This window comes from Rhodoferax lithotrophicus (genome assembly GCF_019973615.1).
Classification (GTDB): domain Bacteria; phylum Pseudomonadota; class Gammaproteobacteria; order Burkholderiales; family Burkholderiaceae_C; genus Rhodoferax; species Rhodoferax lithotrophicus.
This window is the reverse complement of the sequence record NZ_AP024238.1, coordinates 3,412,582-3,433,051: the sequence shown is the minus strand read 5'-3', so window position 1 is coordinate 3,433,051 and position 20,470 is coordinate 3,412,582. Positions and strand designations below refer to the sequence as shown.

Sequence of the window (20,470 nt, the reverse complement as noted above, 5' to 3'; positions counted from 1 at the left end):
GTGCTATGCAAAATATAGCTTCTAGCGCTTATTCAACAAGCGCTAAAGGCCAATTTAATGCATTAATCTTCGACATGGATGGCACCATGATCGACTCCATGGGCCACCATGCACACAGCTGGGCAGTTTTCGCCCAACGCCACGGTCTGGCGGTTGACCTGCCAGACTTGATGCGCCGCACCACCGGACGTACCGGGGCCGAATGTATGCGTGAGCTGTTCCAGCGCCCGATGCCGGACGATGAAGCCTGGGTGCTGATTGCCGAAAAAGAAGCCATTTACCGCGAAAATTTTGGCCCGGTGTTTGCCGAAGTGGCTGGCTTCAAGCTTTTTTTCGCTCAAGCACAAGCCATGGGCCTGAGAGTGGGTGTAGGCACGGCGGGCGACCGTCATAACATTGCTTTTGCCATGCAGTATTTGCAACTGTCCGGCGCACCGCCGCCCGTGGTAGGTGGTGACGAAGGTCTGGCTGGTAAACCCGAACCTGCTATATTTTTAGAAGTTGCCAAGCGCCTGAATACACCTGCAGACAACTGTATTGTGTTTGAAGATGCGCCCTTTGGTATTGAAGCTGCCCGCCGGGCGGGCATGCGCGCTGTGGCCATTTGCACCAGTCACCCAGCCCATCAACTGGCCGGCCCTCATGTGATGGCGGCGGCGAACAACTTCCTTGATCTGTTGGAATCAAAATTTTTGGAGACTCTCAATGTTGCAACTGCGTGATTCAACTGGCCCTGCCACCGTGGTACGTCGTGCGGACTACACCGCGCCGGCTTTCTGGATCGATACCGTCCACCTGTGTTTTGACCTCGATCCGGCCAAAACCCGCGTCCTCAACAAGATGACGTTGCGCCGTAACCCCGATGTGCCCGCTGCAGCGCTGCGCCTGGATGGCGACGACCTAAACCTGGCCCGCGTACTGGTCAACGGTGCCGGTACCTCGTTCAAGATGGATTCGGGCCAACTGGTGCTGGAGAATCTGCCTGAAGGCAACGAGCCGTTTGCACTGGAAATTTTCACCACCTGCGCCCCGGTCAAAAACACCAAGCTGATGGGCTTGTACGTCAGCAATGAATCGTTTTTCACCCAGTGTGAGGCCGAAGGCTTCCGGCGTATCACTTACTTCATGGATCGCCCAGATGTGATGGCCAGCTTCACCGTGACGCTGCGCGCCGACAAAGAGAAATACCCGGTGTTGCTCTCCAACGGTAACCTGACCGACAGTGGTGACCTGGACGATGGCCGCCACTTCGCCACCTGGATCGATCCGCACAAAAAACCCTGTTACCTGTTCGCCCTGGTGGCCGGCAAACTGGTGTGCCGCGAGCAACACATCATCTCGCGCAGTGGCAAAGAGCACCTGTTGCAGGTGTATGTGCGTCCCGGCGACATGGACAAGACCGAACACGCCATGCAGTCGCTGATCAAATCGGTGATCTGGGACGAAGCCCGCTTTGGCCTGCCGCTGGATCTGGAGCGCTTCATGATCGTCGCCACCAGCGACTTCAACATGGGCGCGATGGAAAACAAGGGCCTGAACATCTTCAACACCAAGTACGTGCTAGCGAATCAGGCTACCGCCACCGATGTCGACTTTGCCAACATCGAGAGCGTGGTCGGTCACGAGTATTTCCACAACTGGACGGGTAACCGCATCACCTGCCGCGACTGGTTCCAGCTCAGCCTGAAAGAAGGCCTGACGGTGTTCCGCGACCAGGAGTTCAGCATGGACCTGTGCGCTGACCCGTCAGCCCGCGCCGTCAAGCGTATTGAAGACGTGCGGGTGCTGCGCACCGCCCAGTTCCCCGAGGATGCCGGCCCGATGGCTCACCCGGTGCGCCCGGACAGCTACATCGAGATCAACAACTTCTACACCGTCACCATTTACGAAAAAGGTGCTGAAGTGGTGCGCATGATGCAAACTTTGGTGGGTCGCGCTGGTTTTGCCAAAGGCATGACACTGTACTTTGCCCGCCACGATGGCAGCGCGGTCACCTGCGACGACTTCGCCCAGGCCGTGGCTGATGCCAATCCGGATTCGGCACTCGCCAAGTTGCTGCCGCAATTCAAACGCTGGTACAGCCAGGCTGGAACACCTCGTCTCGCAGCCACGGCCACATATGACGCTGAGGCTCACACCTATACCCTGAACTTTGCCCAAAGCTGCCCAGCCACACCGGGGCAAGAGAGCAAAGAGCCGTTTGTGATCCCGGTCAGCCTGGGCTTGATCGGCGCAGCCAGTGGTGCCGCGTTGCCTTTGCAGGTGCATGGCCAGTCCAACGTTGGTGATAGCCACCTGTTTGTCATGACTCAGGCCAGCGAATCCATTACGTTCGAGAAGGTGCTGGAAGAACCCGTACCTTCTATTTTGCGCGGCTTTAGCGCTCCGGTGGTGGTGGACTATGCCTACACCGATGCCCAATTACTGGCCTTGCTGGCCAATGACCCTGACCCCTTCAACCGCTGGGAAGCCGGGCAACGCTTGGCCTTGTTAATAGCTATTAAATATATAGCTTCTGATGCAGGTGGATCAAGCGCTATAGGCCAAAATGATACTTATATTTCAGCTATGCGCGCGGTGCTGCGCCACCCCACGCTGGATGCGGCCTTCAAAGAGCTGGTGCTGACACTGCCGTCTGAGACCTATATCGCCGACCAGTTGGAGGTGATTGACCCACAACGGATTCACGCCGTACGTGAAGCCATGCGTGAACAACTTGCCACCGCGTTGTTTGAAGACTGGCAATGGGCGTATGCGGCACATAGCCAAAATGGCGCTTACCAGCCTGACACCTTGTCCAGCGGCCGTCGTGCCTTGGCGGGTTTGGCATTGAATTATTTGTGCCTGGCAGCCCGCTCCTCAGGTGATGCCATTTGGCCAGGCAAGGCCTATCAACGTTTCAAGGATGCTGACAACATGACTGACCGCTTCAACGCCCTGAATGCGTTGGTTCAAAGCGGGCATGCCCTGGCTACCCCGGCCCTGGCCCGCTTTCACAGCTTGTTCCAATTTGAAGAGCTGGTGCTGGACAAATGGTTTGCATTGCAAGCAGGTTGCACTGATCGCGGAGGCCAGGTGTTGCCAGCGGTGCGTCAGCTGCTGAAGCACCCCAACTTCAACATCCGCAACCCCAACCGGGCGCGCAGCCTGATCTTCAGTTACTGCAGCGCCAACCCCGGTGCCTTCCACCGTGCGGATGCTGCAGGCTATGTGTTCTGGAGCGAGCATGTGCTGGAACTCGATGCCATCAACCCTCAAGTGGCAGCACGTCTGGCACGTGCGCTGGATCGTTGGAAGAAATTGGCCGAACCTTACCGCCATGCGGCCCAGGCTGCGCTGCAACGTGTGGCCGCCAAAGCGGACTTGAGTAATGATGTACGTGAAGTGATCAGCCGCGCGCTGGCCGATTAAACCCCTCTTCCTGAAATTTACAAGGACACATAACTATGCCAAAACGTATCTCCCTGACGCGCTACCTGGTCGAGCAGCAGCGCATGGATGGTCATATCCCATCCCAACTTCGCTTGCTGCTGGAAGTGGTCGCCCGCGCTTGCAAACGCATTAGTCAGGCGGTGAACAAAGGGGCACTGGGCGAAGTGATGGGCAGTGCCGAAAGCGAAAACGTGCAAGGTGAAGTGCAGAAAAAGCTCGATATCATTGCCAACGAGGTGCTGATCGAAGCCAACGAATGGGGCGGCCATCTGGCCGCCATGGCCAGCGAGGAAATGGAGGGCATCTACGTGGTGCCCAACCGCTACCCACAAGGTGAATACCTGCTGATGTTTGATCCGCTGGATGGCTCAAGCAACATCGATGTGAATGTGAGCATCGGCACCATCTTCAGCGTGCTGCTGAAACCAGAAGGTGTTGGCGTGTCTGAGCAGGACTTCTTGCAGCCTGGGGGCAAACAAGTGGCCGCCGGCTACTGCGTTTATGGTCCGCAAACAACACTGGTGCTTACCGTGGGCGACGGCGTTGCCGTGTTTACGTTGGATCGTGAGCAGGGCTCTTTTCTGTTGACTGAAGAAAACCTGCGTGTGCCCGAAGACACCAAGGAGTTTGCCATCAACATGAGTAATCAGCGTCATTGGGCAGCTCCGGTGCAGAAGTACGTTGACGAATGCTTGCAAGGCAAGGACGGTTCGCGTGGCAAAGACTTCAACATGCGCTGGGTAGGCAGTATGGTTGCAGATGTGCATCGCATCCTGACCCGCGGTGGTGTCTTCATGTACCCTTGGGACAGACGTGAACCCGAAAAACCAGGCAAACTGCGCTTGATGTATGAAGCCAATCCCATGAGCTGGTTGATTGAGCAAGCCGGGGGGGCAGCCACGGATGGCAAGCAACGTATCATGGACATCACACCGACCCAATTGCATGAGCGCGTGAGTGTCTTCATGGGTTCCAAAAACGAGGTGGAACGCGTCACCCGTTATCACAGAGAGGCATGAGCGGGCCGCTATAATCTTGGTCTTTCCAAGCCGGTGTAGCTCAGTCGGTAGAGCAGCTCATTCGTAATGAGAAGGTCGGGTGTTCGATTCATCTCTCCGGCACCAAGCTAAATAAGGGTTTGCTATTATTAAAATAATAGCAAACCCTTTCTCTTTTGCGTGGTTGCAGGCAATCTGTAGGCAAGTTGCCTGCCTCAAGCTGCTGACTTGACTCCGAGCACGGATGCTTCTGCTTTGCTGCCATCTATTCAAAGTGTTGCTTCAAATAGGGAACCTCGACTTGTCGGTAAAAGAACCCACTGCGCATATGCACGGACATACTGATGCACAGTTTGATCCTCCTTGGCTTGGGATAGGGGGAGCCACTGCCATTGGGAATGTTGCTCACTGGGTCCTTGTGGCAGTTGAAGGGTGGTTTCTTCCTCTCGGGTTAATTGCACCCATAACGGGAGGTTGACGTAATGTGTAGAAACCATAGGGTCAAAGGCACTATCCGAGTAAAAATGGTCCCAAGCTCCCATCAGCATTGCCCGCTCCAATGCAGATGCAGGCAAGCCTAGCTCATCGCGTGCAATGCGGAGTTTTGCATGGGCCAATGGTTCATTTTTCCGTATGCGACCTCCTGGAGTGAACCAGAAGTCGCGAGCTGGGGCGTTGTTCCGCTTGCCAAGTAGCAATTGACCATCAACGTTGGTTAACACCAAGTCGATGGACACTAAAGGCAAAGCTGCACAGGCTAGTGAGAATTGGGCTGATGGTAATAGTGGTGCGCTCATTGGTTAGGACAGTTTATTGGATATGCGGTGCTGTAGTCAGATGGCAAACGATGTGCTTAGCTATAGCTGTGGTTGACATGCATGATTGTGTTCGATCACCACGCGCAGTTACCCGGCCTTCACTACACCATGCACCACGGCATTACGCAGCACGGCATTGATGCGGGTTTGTCAACCGTCACCGGATGTCTTGAATGTGTCTATCAGGTCGGCATCCAGACGCCATGTGATTTGTCTCTTGGAGCCATTTCCAAACGGTTGACCAGGGTGGCGTATCCAGCTCAGTTCTAGGCCACTTGGCGCATAGGTAGTGCGTCCCAATGGTGCCAACGGTCAGAGCACCCACCTCGGCCGCAACTGCCGCAATGAGGACGGCTTTTTCTGGTTCTTGCAGACGCTCAAGTTTTCGCGGTTCGTCCTTGCTGCTTTGCACAACCACGGCCAAGCGGCATGCTTTGGTTCGAACAGCTTCAATGCTTCATATCTGCTCACAGCCCCAAATCGCTCAGGGACGGGTGCTCATCCGGGCGACGGCCCAGTGGCCAGTGGAATTGGCGTTCGGCTTGCTGGATCGGCAGGTCGTTGATACTGGCAACGCGCCGCGCCATCAAACCCTGGGCATTAAATTCCCAGTTTTCATTGCCGTAAGAACGAAACCAGTGGCCTGAGTCGTCATGCCACTCGTAGGCAAAACGCACCGCAATGCGCTGCTCTCCAAAGGCCCAGAGTTCCTTGATCAGGCGGTAGTCCAGCTCTTTGGCCCACTTGCGCGCCAGCAGTTGACGAACTTGTTCGCGTCCCTGCGCAAACTCGGCACGGTTGCGCCAACGCGTGTCTTCGGTGTAGACCAAGGCCACGCGTTGCGGGTCTCGCGTGTTCCAGGCATCTTCGGCCAGGCGAACTTTTTGGCTGGCGGTTTCAAAGCTGAAAGGGGGCAGGGGTGGTTTGTTGGGCATCTTGAGTTCCTTGAATTTGGAGATGTAGACAGACTTGTCTACTGGTGATAGTCTATCAGTGGTAGACAGACCTGTCTACAATCAAGCCATGCCAACCACAATACCTCTCGCCGTGCAGAGTCTGCCCGCTCGCGAACGCATTCTGCAAACGGCACACACGTTGTTTTACCGTGACGGTATCCGGGCGACAGGGATCGACCGGGTGATTTCTGAATCGGGCGTGACCAAGGTCACGTTCTACCGACACTTTCCCAGCAAAAGCGATCTCATCCTGGCGTTTCTGGACTATCGGCATCAGCGCTGGATGGCCTGGTTCACCGATGCGTTGCAACGTTATGGTGGCAACGCTGGTGCGCTGATTCCGGCTTTGGCAGAATGGTTTGGTGCAGACCACTTTCGGGGTTGTGCCTTCATCAACAGCGTGGGCGAGTTGGGGCCCAGCCTGCCCGGTGTGGTCGAGATGGCGCAACGCCACAAGCATGACATGATGGTAGCCATTGCCAACGTGCTGGTCCTATCCGAGCAGCGCGAAGCCGTCGCACAAGCCATGGCTCTGGCGGTGGACGGTGCGATCATTCGCGTGCAGATGGATGGCAAACCTGATGCCGCGTTGCAGGCACTGCAGCGGGTTTTGCAGTCATTACTGGCCAGCTGAACCCCGTGCCACCTGGTGTGTGTCGGGTGCCGTGCCATCTGGAAGAACTCGTGTGTCCAGTTGGAGTTGCAAGAACGCCAGATCAAGCCACTGGCCAAACTTGGTGCCAACCTCGGGTAGCAACCCTACCTCCTTGAACCCCAGTTTCTTGTGCAGCGCGATCGAGCCCATGTTCGTCGCCTCGATACCTGCCACCATGACGTGTTTGCCAATAGCCTGGGCACGTTCAATCAGGGTCTTCATCAATGCCTTGCCGATGCCCGCGCCACGGCAATCTTTGTGTATATACACGGAGTGTTCAACAGTGTGCCGGTAGCCGTCAAAGGCTCTCCAGTCACCAAAAGAGGCGTAGCCGAGCACACTTTGCTGCTCGTCAACGGCCACCAGCACCGGGTAGCCTGCCCGTTGGCGATCCGTCAGCCAGATGGCTCGGTTGGCAGCATCCACTAACTGCTCATTCCAGATGGCCTTGGTGTTGGCCACGGCATCGTTGTAAATAGCGAGGATTCCCTCAATGTCGCCCGTTTGGGCATCACGTATTTGCATAGTTACACTCCGGTGTGGTTGTCCACTATGATGGACTTAATTCAAATTAAAGTGGATATTGGTCCATTATATTAAAACAAATGTCTAAAAAAGTGGATGATTTGAGCCAGCGTATCGGCACCAGGGTGCGCATTGAGCGTGAGGGCAGGGGCTGGTCACTGACCGATCTGGCGACCCACTCCGGTGTATCCCGTGCGATGGTGCATAAACTTGAACACGGTGATTGCAGCCCTACGGCCACGCTGCTGGCACGGCTATCGGGCGCATTGGGTTTGAGCATGTCCCAACTGATTGCCCGCGCAGAGATGCAGGAAGGGCGCTTGCTGCGCAAAGCCAATCAACCGGTGTGGATAGATCCCCAAACCGGCTATGTGCGGCGGCACGTTTCACCGCCGTCCAACATGCCGCTGGATCTGGTGCAAATCGAGTTGCCGGCGGGTGCACAAGTGCCAATGCCAGCGCTCACTTATGTCTCTCGGCAGCAGTGTCTTTGGGTGTTGCATGGTTCACTGGTGTTCATGGAAGGGGGCACCCGGCATGAGATGAATGAGGGAGATTGTCTGGCGCTGGGGCCGCCAGCCGATTGTGTTTTCAGGAACGAAACCTCCGACAACTGCACTTATGCAGTGATTGTTTTGAGGAGCACCTGACCAGTTGGCGGGAACATGCCGCACTATCTGGCACACCCAAAAATGCCAGAATTTCTGGGTGTCCTGTCCACGATCTCTCCGGCAAAGTGCCGCGGCGCAGTCTTCTTGCCGCAAGATGTTCTTGGGAGGTAGATCAAAAAACAGACTGTCATGAGAATGCGGCATGAATGCATCCAATGTTTGCATATTGGCGTGAAGTTTGCTGGCTATAGTTACGCGAACTTCCTATATGCGGGGTATCTTGATGATAAAAATGAGTCGTTGTTTCCTGTGGTGCTGCCTGGGTGTGTCAAGCCAAGTGGCGATGGCACAGGCCCAGACACCGGTTTTGAAAAAAATTGCGGCCGGAGGACACTTGGTGCTGGCGCACCGTGAATCGTCGATTCCCTTTTCGTACCTCAATGGTGACAAAAAACCGGTGGGTTACGCACTGGATTTGTGCCTGAAAATCGCCGAAGCAGTGCGCAAAAAAACCAGTATGCCCAACATGGTGGTTGACTATTTGCAGGTGACACCGGCCAATCGCATCGATATGGTGGCGCAAGGGACGGCAGATCTTGAGTGCGGGTCAACCACCAACAATGCTGAGCGACGCCAGAAAGTGGCCTTCACCATTCCCCACTTCATCACCGGTGCCCGCCTTCTGGTGCGCTCTGACAGTCCTATCACGCTGCTGGAGGGGCTTGAAGGCAAGCGATTGGTGTCCACCAAAGGTACAACACCCTTGAAGGCCGCGATTCAGGCCAACCGGGAGCGCATGTTGCGTATCCAGATTCTGGAAGCTTCGGATCACGAAAAGGCCGTTGAGATGGTCGAAAAAGGCGAGGCAGACGCTTTTGTCATGGACGATGTATTGTTGTATGGCCTGGCGGCCAGTCGGCCCAATCCGGCTGGGCTCAAGGTGGTGGGGAAGTTTCTGACCACCGAGCCGCTGGCCATCATGTTGCCGAAGGGTGACCCGGATTTCAAGGCTTTGGTTGACGAAGAAATGAGACATCTGATCTACAGTGGGGAAGCACGCACCATCTACAACAAGTGGTTCATGCAACCGATTCCACCCAAAAACACATCGCTGAGCATGCCGATGAGTTATTTGCTCAAGGATTTTTGGAAATACCCCAGTGATCAGGTGCCTCTTTGAGTCGTAGCACTCAAGGGCGGCCTTGACAGGTAGGCGTTTTGCAGACTCAACGCATCATCAGGTATTGTTGGATGCTTCATTTTTTATAGCTGCTTACGCTTGTTATATAAGCGCTACAGGCAGATTTTTTATAAATATCGGCCATATTGAAACACAAGCGCAGGGTTTTTCCCCCGCCATGTCATGGCGGCGGTTGCTGTGGCGTGACTGGTGCTGGATGTGCACACACAGGTCAGGCTTGCATCAGAACCCCATGCCTGCGGTGCCGATTTGGGTTTCTGGCTCTGATGGCTTGTCGACCCCATTGGTCAGCGACGGCTGACCTGAAATGACCTGGCTGTCAACGCACGGGCAGGGTGTTTGAACACTTGTGAAAGCGGCCCCCAAGGCAAAGCTTTAAACTCAAAAAATCGGCTGCAAGGCCTTTTTTATTGACACCATGAAAACCATTCAACTCGGTACTAGCGATCTTTTTGTCCCCCCCATTTGCCTGGGCACCATGACCTTTGGTGAGCAGGTGGACGAACCCACTGCTTTTGAGATTCTGGATCGTTCGCTGGAGCGCGGCGTGACTTTCATCGACACCGCAGAAATGTATGCCGTGCCACCGCGGGCCGAAACCTTCAACGCCACTGAAAAAATCATTGGCAACTGGCTGGCGCAGCGCCCCGGTGTGCGGCAAAAGCTGGTGCTGGCCACCAAGGTGGCGGGGCCGTCGCGCGGCATGAACTGGATTCGCGGTGGCAGCCCGGATTTGACCGGGGCCGACATCATCGCCGCCTGTGAGGGCAGCCTGAAGCGCCTGAACACCGAGGTGATTGACCTCTACCAGATTCACTGGCCGGTGCGTAGTGTGCCGGCTTTTGGCAACATTTATTACCAGCCCAGGGAGTCTGAGGGCAGTTCCATCCATGTGCAATTGCAAGCCCTGCAAACCTTGGTGCAAGCGGGCAAGGTGCGTGCGGTGGGTATCTCCAACGAAACCCCGTATGGTGTGCACGAGTTTGTGCGTCTGGCCGAGCAATACGCTTTGCCGCGTGTGGCCACGGTGCAAAACAATTACAACCTGCTCAGCCGCACGGTGGAAAACGGTTTGGACGAGACCATGCACCGGCTGAAAGTGTCGCTGCTGGCCTATTCGCCGCTGGCGTTTGGCTTGCTCACTGGCAAGTACGACGCGCAGGGCCTGACCGGGGCTGACGTGCCGGAGCGGGCGCGGCTGAAGCTGTTTGAATCCACCCGCAAGCAGCGCTGGGGCCGCCCATTGGCCTTGACTGCAGCTCAGCGCTACAACGCGCTGGCCCGCGCCCATGGCCTGACCCCAACACAGCTGGCGCTGGCGTTTTGCTACACCAAGTGGCAGGTGGCCAGCACCATTATCGGGGTCACCTCGGTGGCGCAGTTGGACGAAAACATCGATGACTGGGGCACCACGCTCAGCCCCGAGTTACTTAAGGCCATTGATGACATTCGCTGGGAAATTCGTGACCCGGCGCAGTGAGTTGATAGGCTGGGGATACCAAGCCAGTTGACCGAGGTTCTGTCTGACCGAGGTTCAGTTCAGGTGAGTTCGAAAACGGTTCGTTGTAATATGTGACACAAACTCGAGCGGCTTACCTGACGACAAAGGGGGGAGAATGAAAAGAACTTTCGGCAGCAGCCTGGTCGTGCGTACCAGTGGGCTGATCCTCCTGTCCTTGGCGGTTTTTGCTCTGGGTAGTTACCGCTTGGTGGTGATGCCCACTGTCAGTGGTTTGGCGCAAGCTGAAATGGGTCTGGTTTCACAGCAGGTGGATGCCCATATTCAGCGCTTGTTTGAATCCGTGGAAGTGACCCTTCGCAGCAGTCGGGGCTGGGGCCTGAACGGTGATCTGGACCATGACCAGTTGTCGCGTTTTAACGAGTTTTTCTTCCCCATCATCAGCAGTCACACCGAAATATCCTCGGTCAATTTTTCCAACGAGTCGGGTCGTGAGATCCTGCTGCTTCACACGGTTGATGGCAAGTGGATCAATCGACTCAGCAACCCGGTTGTATGGGGCCGCAAGACTTACTGGCTGACGTGGAGCGCAGATCGTGTTTTGGAGAAAAGCGAAATGCGCGAACTTGACTATGACACGCGCAAACGCCCCTGGTTCCAGGGGGCCATGGCATTGCCCAACGACGATGCGGTGTATTGGACTGAGCCGTATATTTTTTTCACCACCCGTGAGCCCGGTATCACCGCCGCCATGCGCTGGACAGGCAAGGACGGTAGCCGCTATGTCATCGGGCATGACGTGAAGTTGCTTGATCTTTCCCGTTTCACGACCGGGCTGCATTTGGGAAGCCGCGGGGTTGCCGCTCTGATGACCGACTCCGGTGCACTGCTGGCGTTACCCCACTCCGAACAACTTGGCAGTGATGAGCAGTTGAAGGGTGCCGTTCTCAAAACAGCTTCTGAGGTTGGACTGACCGGAATTGCCACGGGATATGCCCACTGGCTTGCGCAGGGGCGGCCGGTGGCGGGCATTTCTGTTTTTGAGCATGAGCAGGAAAGCTGGTTCAGCCTGTTTCGTGCAACTGCGCTGGGGCAACGTCAGGTCTGGCTTGCGGTGTTCGCCCCTAAAAGCGAATTTGTGCCGGTGCGCTCTGGTGATGTTTTCCTGTTGCTCTTGATCACGGTGTTGTCGCTGGCAGTCGGCTCCCTGGTCGCCATGCGGGTCGCCCGACGTTTTGCCAAACCCCTGGAAGAGCTGACGCGGGAAAGTGAACGTATTGGCCGGATGGATTTGCTCGCCCCGGTGGCTCAGGGGCCTTTGACGGCGCCTTGGTGTGAGGTGGTGCAGCTTGCGCAGGCGCAGGAAACCATGCGCCAGCATTTGCTGGAGTCCAGTGCCTCATTGGAACAGTCGAACGAGCAGCTTGAGGCCAAGGTGCAGGAGCGAACCCTGACGCTGGCGCACCAGGTGGCGTTCATCGAGGCCTTGCTTGACATCATTCCCAACCCTATTTTTTACAAGGGTGCTGATACGCGGTTCATGGGATGTAACCAGGCCTATGAGGCCAGCTTTGGCATCAGTCGTCAGCAATTCATCGGTAAACGGGTGTCTGATCTGGACTTTCTTCCTGAACCCAAACGCCAAGCCTACCAGCAGGAGGACGAGGCGGTGATTCTTGCGGGTGGTCGCGTATCAAGGAATGAGTCGCTGGTTTTTGCCGATGGGCAATTGCACGATGTCCTGTATTCTGTGACCGGGTTTCGCAATGTTGATGGTTCACCTGGTGGTTTGATTGGCATGATTGTGGATGTCTCAGAGCTCAAGGCGGCTGAGCGTGATGCCCGTGAGGCGCGTGCGCTGGCCGAGGCCGCGTCTTCGGCCAAAGCCGAGTTTCTTGCCAATATGAGCCATGAAATCCGTACCCCGATGAATGCCGTGATCGGGATGACGCAGCTGGCCCTGCAGACTGATCTCACCTCGCGCCAGCGCAACTATCTGGACAAAGTGCATTCCGCAGCCAATGGTTTACTGGCGCTGATCAACGATATTCTGGATTTTTCGAAAATCGAGGCAGGCAAACTGAGTTTTGAGCGCATCGGTTTCAAGCTGGAAACTGTGGTGAGTCATGTGGCCGATCTGGCAAGTGTCAGTGCCCGTGACAAGGGGCTTGAACTGTTGCTCAATATTGCCAGTGATGTACCCGAAGAACTGATGGGTGACCCCTTGCGACTGGGACAGGTACTCACCAACCTGATCAGCAACGCTGTGAAATTCACGGATCAGGGGGAAATTACCTTGTCTGTTTCCTGTGTTTCCAGGCAGGACACAGGTGCAGTGCTTCTCTTCGAGGTACGAGATACTGGCATCGGCATGACGGAGGAGTACGCAGGACGGATTTTTGCAGCCTTCTCGCAAGCCGATAGCTCCACCACCCGACGTTATGGGGGGACGGGTCTGGGTTTGAGCATCAGCAAGCGGATTGTGGAACTTATGGGTGGAAAAATAGGCGTTTCCAGCCAACTCGGGATTGGTAGTTGTTTCCATTTCACAGCGCTTTTCGGGCTGGCAGATGCAACGACTCAGCCCACCGAGGCCTCCCGTCATCTGTTGGATATTCGTGGTATGGCGATTCTGGTGGTGGACGACAACGCTGCGGCGCGTGAGGTGTTTGTTCACATGTTGGTCTCGCTGGGTTTTGAGGCGTTGGCGGTGGACAGTGGGGCGGCGGCGCTGGTCGAACTTGCCCGGGCGACCCAGGCGGGTAATCCTTATCAGTTGGTGCTGATTGACTGGAAAATGCCTGTCATGGACGGGGTTGAAACCTTGCGAAAAGTCCACGCGGCTCTGGGCGAGAGCTGTCCTTTGTGCTTGCTGGCCACTGCGCATGATCGGGATAATTTGGCGCTGGCGTTGGGGAATACACCTGTAGATGGCATTCTGGACAAGCCTGCTACCGCGTCAATGCTGCTGGATGCCATCATGACAGCCTGTCACCGGCAGCCATTGCGGATTGATGCCGCCCAACTGATTCCCCGGCGCCTTGAACTTGCGGATATCCGGGCCGCGTTGCAGGGCAAGCGCGTCCTGTTGGTAGAAGACAACCAGACCAACCAGGAACTGGCCGTGGAGTTGTTGCAAAACGTGGGCATCACGCCCGACCTGGCTGTCAACGGCAAAGAGGCGGTGGACAAGGTGCAGCAGGGCCATTACGCGCTGGTCTTCATGGACTGCCAAATGCCGATCATGGATGGTCTGGAGGCCACCCGTCTGATCCGCATGGACGCGCAATTTGCGCAAACGATCATTGTGGCGATGACGGCCAATGCCATGGCGGGCGAGCGCGAGAAGTGCCTTCAGGTCGGAATGAATGATTACCTGGCCAAGCCGATTGACATTCATGCCTTCTACGCCACCCTGACACGCTGGTTGGTGCCTGATCAGGAGTTTTCAAGCTCCGCTGTGGTGTCCCCACTGGACCCATCTGCTCAGGCAACGGTGACAGATGGTAAGCCGAAGGTTCTGGACAGGGACACTGCATTAAAGCGCATGGGGGGAGATCAAGCGCTTTACCAGCGCCTGCTGGATCGCTTTGGTGAGCGCGAAGCAGATGCCCCGCAGCGCCTGCGTCAGGCGCTTGATTCTGGCGACAACGACGCAGCACGTCGCATCGTTCATAACCTGAAAGGCCTGGCGGCCAATATCGGTGCGGATCAACTGGCTACCGCCAGCCGTCACCTGGAGTACCACCTGGATGGCGGAAAGCCCGTGTTGTATGAGGCGTTGGCCAATTGGGAGCAAAGCCTGAGCGGCATCCTGACCAGGTTGAATGACACCAAGCTGCAAACCCCGGGAGCCCCACTGCCGGATTCACCGGTTTTTGATCGTTTGGCGCTTGAGTCGCTGTTGCACCGGCTGTCAGAAGAACTGCAAAACGATGATGCCAAGGCCAGCCGCAACGCGGCCGAGTTGTCCCGGCTTCTCGCAGACCATGACTGCGCAGACATCGCCCGTGCCCTGGCACGCCATGCCGCACAATATGACTATGATGCGGCGATTCAGGATCTTGGGACTTTGGCCAAACAACTGAATGTAAGCCTGTGAATCCAGGAACTACTTGAGGAGCATTCCCAATGGCTGACCTGCGCCAACGCCAGACTGTGTTGATTGCTGATGATGTTCCAGAGAACATTGAACTTCTAGCAGCCATTCTGGACGAGAGTTATGACATCAAAGTGGCCTCCAATGGCGAGAGGGTCATCAAGATCGTTTACTCAGAAGACCCGCCTGATCTGATTTTGCTGGATGTCATGATGCCGGGCCTGAGTGGTCATGAGGTTTGCCGGCGGCTCAAAGCCAATCCAGACCGGTGCAAGATTCCGGTCATCTTTGTGACCGCCATGAGTACGGTGGAAGACGAGCAGTTGGGGCTTGAAATTGGTGCGGTGGACTACATCACCAAGCCGTTCAGCCTGCCGGTTGTCAAGGCCCGGGTACGCACACATCTGGCACTCTACGATCAAGCCCGTGAGCTGGAACGAATGGTGGATCAGCGCACCCGGGATTTGCTGGTTTCACGCCAGCAAATCATTCGTCGACTCGGGCGGGCCGCCGAGTTCAAGGACAACGAAACGGGCAACCATGTGATCCGTATGGCGCACTATTCCCAGTTGATTGCCGATGCCACGGGCATGGGTTCGGCCGCTCAGGAAATATTGCTGCAGACGGCACCGATGCACGATATTGGCAAAATAGGTATCCCTGACAATGTGCTTCTCAAACCGGGAAAACTTGATGCTACCGAATGGATGTTGATGAAGCAACATCCATTGATGGGAGCCGACATCATTGGCTTGCATGATGACGAACTGCTCAGAACCGCCCGCCAGATTGCGCTGACCCACCATGAACGCTGGGACGGCTCGGGTTATCCCGGTGGACTGAAGGGAGAGGCCATTCCGTTGATGGGGCGTATTGTTGCCGTCGCAGATGTTTTTGATGCCCTTATCTCCGTGCGGCCGTACAAGCCAGCGTTTTCGATCGATGATGCGGTCAAATACATGACGAGCGAGATAGGCCGCCATTTTGATCCCGTATTAATCCCGGCTTTTACAAAAGTGCTGCCCCATATTCTCAAAATCAAGGACACATTTGCCGACGAACTCGGGGCGCAGACGGATACATTGCTTACGTCTTAGCGTTTCCCTTGGCCCTTGCCAAACCTTTTGATTCTGACTTCCATTGTTTATGGCCAAAAAAGACCACGTCTCTGAAACCCCCGCCACCCAGCTGCTCAAGGCGCACAAGGTGGCATTTACCGAGCACCCTTACGAGTACCTGGAGCACGGCGGCGCACTGCACAGCTCGGCTGAGCTGGGGTGGGACGCCTATGCGGTGGTCAAAACCCTGATCATGCAAGACCAGGATGCCAAGCCGCTGGTGGTGTTGATGCATGGCAACCGCAAGGTGTCGACCAAAAACTTGGCGCGCCAGATTGGAGCCAAGTCGGTTGAGCCTTGTGCGCCCGAGGTGGCCAACCGGCACAGTGGTTATCTGGTAGGAGGCACCTCGCCGTTTGGCACGCGCCGCAGCATGCCGGTGTACATCGAATCGACCATCCTGGAACTGCCCAAAATTCTGATCAATGGTGGGCGGCGTGGCTATCTGGTAGGCCTTGACCCCAAAGTGTGTGTGGGGTTGTTGGGTGCCAAGCCGGTGCAATGTGCCCTGGCCGAGGTGCTGACTTGAGCCGCGTGGCTCTGCCACTGGCAAAATAGCCGCTTTTGGCCCAAGTGTTTGGGCTTTCAGGAGTTGATTTGGAATCCCTACAGAGTTTTTTCCCTATTTTGGCGGTTGTAGCCGGTTATCTGGTGGGTTCGCTGTCGTTTGCGGTCATTGTCAGCCGGGTCATGGGCTTGGACGACCCGCGCACTTTTGGCAGCAAAAACCCGGGGGCGACCAATGTGTTGCGCTCAGGCAGCAAGGCCGCAGCCATTTTGACGCTGCTGCTGGATGCGGCCAAAGGCTGGTTGCCGGTGGTGTTGGTCAAGTGGTATGGCTCCGCTTATGGTTTGGGTGATGGCACCATGGCCTTGGTTGGTTTGGCGGCCTTTCTGGGTCATGTGTTTCCGGTGTTCTTTAAATTTGTGGGGGGTAAGGGTGTCGCCACGGCTTTGGGTGTGTTGCTGGGTTTGAGTGGCTGGCTGGGGCTGGCCACAGCACTGATCTGGTTGGGGATGGCGGTGCTGTTTCGCTACTCGTCTCTGGCATCCATCACCGCGGCGGTCATGGCTCCGGTGGTGTATGTGCTGGGGGATGGGGGTTTGTGGTTCACCAGCAAAAGTGTCACCCTGGCTGTCAGTGTGATGGCCTTGTTTTTGCTATATCGCCATGCCGAAAACATCAACCGCCTGATCAAGGGTACCGAGTCCAAACTGGGCAAAAAAGCCAGCCCTGAACCGCTGGCGCATGCCCCTACTCACGGCCACACCAAACATGGCCATCGGCATCCACCCCATGGTGATCACAAAACACCGCATACAAGCGACCACAAATGAAACTCTGCATTCTTGACAACGATTTCCTTGACCCCGCAGTAGAGCCCATCTACAAGGGCTACGGAGCCATGTCTGAGCGCCTGCTGCGCCAGGCCGGGGCTGAGGGGGAGTTTGATATTTTCAACACCGTCAAGGGTGAGTACCCGGACTCGTTTGACACCTATGACGCAGTGTTGCTGACCGGCAGCAAGGCCGACTCGTTTTCACAAGAGCCTTGGGTACTGGTGCTCAAAGAGAAAGTGCAAGCCTTGCTGAAGGCCAAGAAGAAATTGATTGGCATTTGTTTTGGCCACCAGTTGATTGCCTTGTGTATGGGGGCCAAGGTGGGCCGTGCCCCGCAGGGCTGGGGGGCCGGGCGCATGTCCTACGAGTGGACGGCCCCCGAGCTGGCCCAGGCCGAAGGCCGCACCGAAGTGGCCATGCTGGCCAGCCACCAGGATCAGGTACTTGAGCTGCCCAGCGGGGCCAAACTGTTTGCAACCAGTGCTTTTTGCCCGGTGGCGGCTTTTGGTGTGGATGAGCAGGTGTTTTGTGTGCAACCACACCCCGAGTTTGTGGAGGATTACAGCGCGTTTTTGCTCAACAAACGCCGCGCCACGTTTGGTGAAGAAAAGTACCAGGCTTTCACGCAAAGTTTGGCACAAGGGCATGACGGCTTGGCTGTGGCGCGCATGATGGTGGCTTTTATCAACGGTCAATAAGTGGTTCGGATGCCTGAGGGCATCTGGCTGGCGGATCACATCTGTTGTGCCTTGTTTTTACAGCTCGGGCAGTGGCCGCAACAAGCTGGTCAGATCTTCTTCCTCCAGTGGTCGTGCGGTACCAAAACCCGCTACCTGGCGAGCTGCTTTGGGAAAAAATGCGACAAAGCTGAAGTCACCCAGGTGCGTCATGGGTTCCGCCTCTGGAAAGCGTTCCAGATACACCCGGCGGGCCGCCAGCCAGCTTGGGCTTTCGGGCTGCAGCCGTGTAGCCGTACCATCCATGGAGACCCGGGGCAAGGCATGTACCGGCTCGCCAGCTGCTTCGGGTTGCATCACCATCATGGAGACGGCTGGGTTGGTCAGTAGGTTGCGTGTGTGGGGTGCCAGCAAACTCACATGAATCACCAGGCAAGCGGCAACCGGCTCAATGGCATATGGCACCATGGAGACAAATGGCGCACCATCGACGTTGAGTGTGCCCAGGCTGGCCACCCGCTGGGTGTTGAGCATGGCCCGCAAAGCGCGGGTCAAACGGGGTTCGTGCATAGGGGACTCCAGTTAAACAACCCCCTATTTTCTGTCAATGGCTTAGCACGATACTGGCAATGATGCCGGTGGCAATGGCGATCAGTACATAGTCAGAACCGACTTGTACCCATTCCTGGTGGCGTGGAGGTGGTGGCAGGCGGTGGGCGCGGTAGTCTGTCACCACATAGCTGGGGTTACGGTACTCGTGTGGAATATAGCCACCGCGCCTGAACTCAGGGCTGCGGGCGTTGTACTCGGCACGGCGGTCATTCCAGCGTTCGTTGCGTTGGTCAAACTGTGAGTCATAACGATCTGAATGCTGATCATGTCGATGGTTTGCGCGCTGATGACCCCAGTCACCACCACGTTGAAAATCACGTTGGTTTGTCTGGTAGGGCATGTGCTGTTGGTTTTGGGGCCACTCATCGTTCGATCCGTGACGGTCATGGCCCTGTGCCAATGCCACGCTGCCAAAGCTGAGGCTGGCAAGCATGGCTAATGCCAAGGTGGTGGATTTCATGGAGAGACTCCTTCAAGTGAATGAGTTCCGATAGTGAGCCATGGATGTATCGCTTGTGTGAAGTCACGGATATTTTGTGCAACCAGCAGTAACGGGCTTCATGGTGTCTGTAACGCCCGTACCCAGGATAATGAGCGCAGCGTGGGCTTCTTCCCGTTTTTTATTCCTTGATTTCAATCCATTTGATGCACACCCTTGAACAATTGCGCAGTGGCACACTGAATGGCACGCGCCGCCTGAACCTGTCTTGCGGGCTGCGCAGCCTGCCGCCAGAAGTGTTTGACCTGGCGGATACGCTGGAGGTGCTCAACCTTTCAAGCAACCAATTACACAGCTTACCGCATGACTTGCCGCGCCTGCATCAGCTCAAGGTTATCTTTTGCTCAGACAACCCGTTTACCCATTTGCCAGAGGTTCTGGGGGACTGTCCTGCGCTGCAAGTAGTGGGTTTCAAGGCTTGCCAAATCCACAGCGTGCCCGGCGCAGCCTTGCCACCGGCATTACGCTGGCTGATCCTGACCGACAACGCGGTGGCCACTTTGCCCCCCGAGCTGGGCCAGCGCCCAGCCTTGCAAAAGCTTATGCTGGCCGGCAACCAGTTGTGCGACTTGCCAGCGAGTCTGGCCCAGGCGCATGGCCTGGAACTGATTCGCCTGGCGGCCAACCAGCTGGGTCAACTGCCTGGCTGGTTGACCGAGTTGCCGCATTTGAGCTGGCTGGCGCTGGCGGGTAATCCGTTGGGCTGGTCTCGCCCATTGCCCAGGCCTTTGCGGCAAATGGATTGGTCGCAGCTTCGGCTTGACCACAAGTTGGGTGAGGGGGCGAGTGGGCATATTTACCGGGTGATGCAAGACGGCCATGAGCCAGCGCTTGCGCTCAAATTATTCAAAGGTGCACTCACCAGCGACGGTTTGCCAGAGCATGAGCTGGCGGCCTGCCTGGCTGCAGGCCGACACGTTGCCCTGTGTACGCCACAGGCGGAACTGACTGGCCACCCGCAGGATCAGCGTGGCCTGCTGCTGCCTTTGATTGACCCCACCTATATCAATCTGGCAGGGCCGCCCAGCCTGGACAGTTGCACGCGCGATGTGTACCCCGCTGACCTGAGTCTGGCTTGCTCCACTGTGCTGCAACTGGCCCAGACCATTGCCGGGGCGGTGGCGCATTTGCACCAACAGGCGGTGATGCACGGGGACCTGTATGCCCACAACATCCTCTGGAACCCGGTCAATGGGGATGCGTTACTGAGTGACTTTGGCGCAGCCACCCTGTTGCCCACCAATGATGCGCAACAAAACAAGGCTTTGCTGGCGTTGGAGGTGCGGGCCTTTGGCTGCTTGCTGCAGGAGTTGCTGGAGCGCTGCCCGGCGCAAGATGCCGCAACCCGCGGAATGGGTGCCATGGCCCGACTGGCCCAATCCTGTCTTCAAGCCCAGCCCATGGCCCGCCCCACCATGGCCGAGGTGGTGGTTCAACTGACGGCCATCGCCTGATTTGTACCTGGACGA

The 20,470-nt window shown here is 56.5% G+C and carries 18 protein-coding genes and 1 tRNA gene; 14 read left to right on the top strand and 5 right to left on the bottom strand.

Going from position 1 to position 20,470, the window contains the following annotated elements:
* Nucleotides 1–5 precede the first annotated feature (5 nt).
* The 4 genes from LDN84_RS15835 to LDN84_RS15820 all read left to right on the top strand — a co-directional run bounded on the left by LDN84_RS15835 (nucleotide 6) and on the right by LDN84_RS15820 (nucleotide 4,556).
* The gene (locus LDN84_RS15835; protein ID WP_223904404.1) at nucleotides 6–722 is read left to right on the top strand and encodes an HAD family hydrolase; all 717 of its coding nucleotides are present in this window, start codon (nucleotides 6–8) and stop codon (nucleotides 720–722) included.
* Nucleotides 706–3,411, top strand: a complete 2,706-nt coding sequence (gene pepN, locus LDN84_RS15830; protein ID WP_223904403.1) for an aminopeptidase N — start codon at nucleotides 706–708, stop codon at nucleotides 3,409–3,411. Before LDN84_RS15835 ends, pepN begins: the two co-directional genes overlap by 17 nt.
* Nucleotides 3,412–3,446: 35 nt before the next feature.
* Nucleotides 3,447–4,451, top strand: coding sequence for a class 1 fructose-bisphosphatase (locus LDN84_RS15825; RefSeq protein ID WP_223904402.1), 1,005 nt, complete (start codon nucleotides 3,447–3,449; stop codon nucleotides 4,449–4,451).
* Nucleotides 4,452–4,480: 29 nt separating this feature from the next.
* Nucleotides 4,481–4,556 (top strand) — tRNA-Thr (locus tag LDN84_RS15820).
* A 143-nt stretch (nucleotides 4,557–4,699) separates the two neighbouring features.
* On the opposite strand, the gene LDN84_RS15815 is transcribed toward LDN84_RS15820, so the two are convergent.
* Nucleotides 4,700–5,227: a GDP-mannose mannosyl hydrolase gene (locus LDN84_RS15815; protein ID WP_223904401.1), complete on the bottom strand. Its 528-nt coding sequence runs from the start codon at nucleotides 5,225–5,227 to the stop codon at nucleotides 4,700–4,702.
* Nucleotides 5,228–5,715: 488 nt separating this feature from the next.
* Entirely contained in the window at nucleotides 5,716–6,183 is a 468-nt protein-coding gene (locus tag LDN84_RS15805; RefSeq protein ID WP_223904399.1) for a nuclear transport factor 2 family protein, read from the bottom strand.
* 88 nt (nucleotides 6,184–6,271) lie between these two features.
* Here LDN84_RS15805 and LDN84_RS15800 point away from each other — a divergent pair, with 88 nt between their 5' ends.
* Nucleotides 6,272–6,838: a TetR/AcrR family transcriptional regulator gene (locus tag LDN84_RS15800; RefSeq protein WP_223904398.1), complete on the top strand. Its 567-nt coding sequence runs from the start codon at nucleotides 6,272–6,274 to the stop codon at nucleotides 6,836–6,838.
* Here the strand turns inward: LDN84_RS15800 and LDN84_RS15795 are convergent.
* Nucleotides 6,824–7,384 (bottom strand): GNAT family N-acetyltransferase, encoded by a 561-nt coding sequence (locus LDN84_RS15795; protein ID WP_223904397.1) that lies wholly within the window; start codon nucleotides 7,382–7,384, stop codon nucleotides 6,824–6,826. The genes LDN84_RS15800 and LDN84_RS15795 overlap by 15 nt on opposite strands.
* 80 nt (nucleotides 7,385–7,464) lie before the next feature.
* On the opposite strand from LDN84_RS15795, the gene LDN84_RS15790 reads away from it, so the two are divergent.
* The 8 genes from LDN84_RS15790 to LDN84_RS15755 all read left to right on the top strand — a co-directional run bounded on the left by LDN84_RS15790 (nucleotide 7,465) and on the right by LDN84_RS15755 (nucleotide 17,911).
* Nucleotides 7,465–8,034, top strand: coding sequence for a helix-turn-helix domain-containing protein (locus tag LDN84_RS15790; protein WP_223904396.1), 570 nt, complete (start codon nucleotides 7,465–7,467; stop codon nucleotides 8,032–8,034).
* A gap of 253 nt (nucleotides 8,035–8,287) precedes the next feature.
* Nucleotides 8,288–9,175, top strand: a complete 888-nt coding sequence (locus LDN84_RS15785; protein WP_435405889.1) for an amino acid ABC transporter substrate-binding protein — start codon at nucleotides 8,288–8,290, stop codon at nucleotides 9,173–9,175.
* Nucleotides 9,176–9,614: 439 nt separating this feature from the next.
* Nucleotides 9,615–10,676, top strand: a complete 1,062-nt coding sequence (locus LDN84_RS15780; protein WP_223904395.1) for an aldo/keto reductase — start codon at nucleotides 9,615–9,617, stop codon at nucleotides 10,674–10,676.
* A 136-nt stretch (nucleotides 10,677–10,812) separates the two neighbouring features.
* The gene (locus LDN84_RS15775; RefSeq protein WP_223904394.1) at nucleotides 10,813–14,757 is read left to right on the top strand and encodes a response regulator; all 3,945 of its coding nucleotides are present in this window, start codon (nucleotides 10,813–10,815) and stop codon (nucleotides 14,755–14,757) included.
* Between the two features lie 29 nt (nucleotides 14,758–14,786).
* Entirely contained in the window at nucleotides 14,787–15,851 is a 1,065-nt protein-coding gene (locus LDN84_RS15770) for an HD domain-containing phosphohydrolase (RefSeq protein ID WP_223904393.1), read from the top strand.
* A gap of 49 nt (nucleotides 15,852–15,900) precedes the next feature.
* Complete coding sequence (locus LDN84_RS15765) at nucleotides 15,901–16,401, top strand: aminoacyl-tRNA deacylase (RefSeq protein ID WP_223904392.1); 501 nt, start codon at nucleotides 15,901–15,903, stop codon at nucleotides 16,399–16,401.
* Nucleotides 16,402–16,469: 68 nt separating this feature from the next.
* The gene (plsY, locus tag LDN84_RS15760; protein ID WP_223904391.1) at nucleotides 16,470–17,210 is read left to right on the top strand and encodes a glycerol-3-phosphate 1-O-acyltransferase PlsY; all 741 of its coding nucleotides are present in this window, start codon (nucleotides 16,470–16,472) and stop codon (nucleotides 17,208–17,210) included.
* Nucleotides 17,207–17,911, top strand: a complete 705-nt coding sequence (locus LDN84_RS15755; RefSeq protein WP_223904390.1) for an amidotransferase — start codon at nucleotides 17,207–17,209, stop codon at nucleotides 17,909–17,911. The genes plsY and LDN84_RS15755 overlap by 4 nt, the downstream gene beginning before the upstream one ends.
* Before the next feature lie 57 nt (nucleotides 17,912–17,968).
* Here LDN84_RS15755 and LDN84_RS15750 read toward each other — a convergent pair whose 3' ends face one another.
* On the bottom strand, nucleotides 17,969–18,460 hold the full coding sequence (locus LDN84_RS15750) for a HugZ family pyridoxamine 5'-phosphate oxidase (RefSeq protein ID WP_223904389.1): 492 nt from the start codon (nucleotides 18,458–18,460) through the stop codon (nucleotides 17,969–17,971).
* 34 nt (nucleotides 18,461–18,494) lie between these two features.
* Nucleotides 18,495–18,962 (bottom strand): RcnB family protein, encoded by a 468-nt coding sequence (locus LDN84_RS15745; protein ID WP_223904388.1) that lies wholly within the window; start codon nucleotides 18,960–18,962, stop codon nucleotides 18,495–18,497.
* Between the two features lie 185 nt (nucleotides 18,963–19,147).
* On the opposite strand from LDN84_RS15745, the gene LDN84_RS15740 reads away from it, so the two are divergent.
* On the top strand, nucleotides 19,148–20,455 hold the full coding sequence (locus LDN84_RS15740; RefSeq protein WP_223904387.1) for a leucine-rich repeat-containing protein kinase family protein: 1,308 nt from the start codon (nucleotides 19,148–19,150) through the stop codon (nucleotides 20,453–20,455).
* The last annotated feature ends 15 nt before the right edge of the window (nucleotides 20,456–20,470 follow it).

Excerpts from the sequence above, each read along its gene's own strand:
- LDN84_RS15790 (WP_223904396.1), top strand. The coding sequence starts at position 7,465 with ATGTCTAAAAAAGTGGATGATTTGAGCCAGCGTATCGGCACCAGGGTG.
- LDN84_RS15825 (WP_223904402.1), top strand. The coding sequence starts at position 3,447 with ATGCCAAAACGTATCTCCCTGACGCGCTACCTGGTCGAGCAGCAGCGC.
- LDN84_RS15775 (WP_223904394.1), top strand. The coding sequence starts at position 10,813 with ATGAAAAGAACTTTCGGCAGCAGCCTGGTCGTGCGTACCAGTGGGCTG.
- LDN84_RS15755 (WP_223904390.1), top strand. The coding sequence starts at position 17,207 with ATGAAACTCTGCATTCTTGACAACGATTTCCTTGACCCCGCAGTAGAG.
- LDN84_RS15765 (WP_223904392.1), top strand. The coding sequence starts at position 15,901 with ATGGCCAAAAAAGACCACGTCTCTGAAACCCCCGCCACCCAGCTGCTC.
- LDN84_RS15795 (WP_223904397.1), bottom strand. The coding sequence starts at position 7,384 with ATGCAAATACGTGATGCCCAAACGGGCGACATTGAGGGAATCCTCGCT.
- LDN84_RS15815 (WP_223904401.1), bottom strand. The coding sequence starts at position 5,227 with ATGAGCGCACCACTATTACCATCAGCCCAATTCTCACTAGCCTGTGCA.
- LDN84_RS15750 (WP_223904389.1), bottom strand. The coding sequence starts at position 18,460 with ATGCACGAACCCCGTTTGACCCGCGCTTTGCGGGCCATGCTCAACACC.
- LDN84_RS15785 (WP_435405889.1), top strand. The coding sequence starts at position 8,288 with ATGAGTCGTTGTTTCCTGTGGTGCTGCCTGGGTGTGTCAAGCCAAGTG.
- LDN84_RS15800 (WP_223904398.1), top strand. The coding sequence starts at position 6,272 with ATGCCAACCACAATACCTCTCGCCGTGCAGAGTCTGCCCGCTCGCGAA.
- LDN84_RS15835 (WP_223904404.1), top strand. The coding sequence starts at position 6 with ATGCAAAATATAGCTTCTAGCGCTTATTCAACAAGCGCTAAAGGCCAA.
- LDN84_RS15770 (WP_223904393.1), top strand. The coding sequence starts at position 14,787 with ATGGCTGACCTGCGCCAACGCCAGACTGTGTTGATTGCTGATGATGTT.
- pepN (WP_223904403.1), top strand. The coding sequence starts at position 706 with ATGTTGCAACTGCGTGATTCAACTGGCCCTGCCACCGTGGTACGTCGT.
- LDN84_RS15745 (WP_223904388.1), bottom strand. The coding sequence starts at position 18,962 with ATGAAATCCACCACCTTGGCATTAGCCATGCTTGCCAGCCTCAGCTTT.
- LDN84_RS15780 (WP_223904395.1), top strand. The coding sequence starts at position 9,615 with ATGAAAACCATTCAACTCGGTACTAGCGATCTTTTTGTCCCCCCCATT.
- LDN84_RS15740 (WP_223904387.1), top strand. The coding sequence starts at position 19,148 with ATGCACACCCTTGAACAATTGCGCAGTGGCACACTGAATGGCACGCGC.
- LDN84_RS15805 (WP_223904399.1), bottom strand. The coding sequence starts at position 6,183 with ATGCCCAACAAACCACCCCTGCCCCCTTTCAGCTTTGAAACCGCCAGC.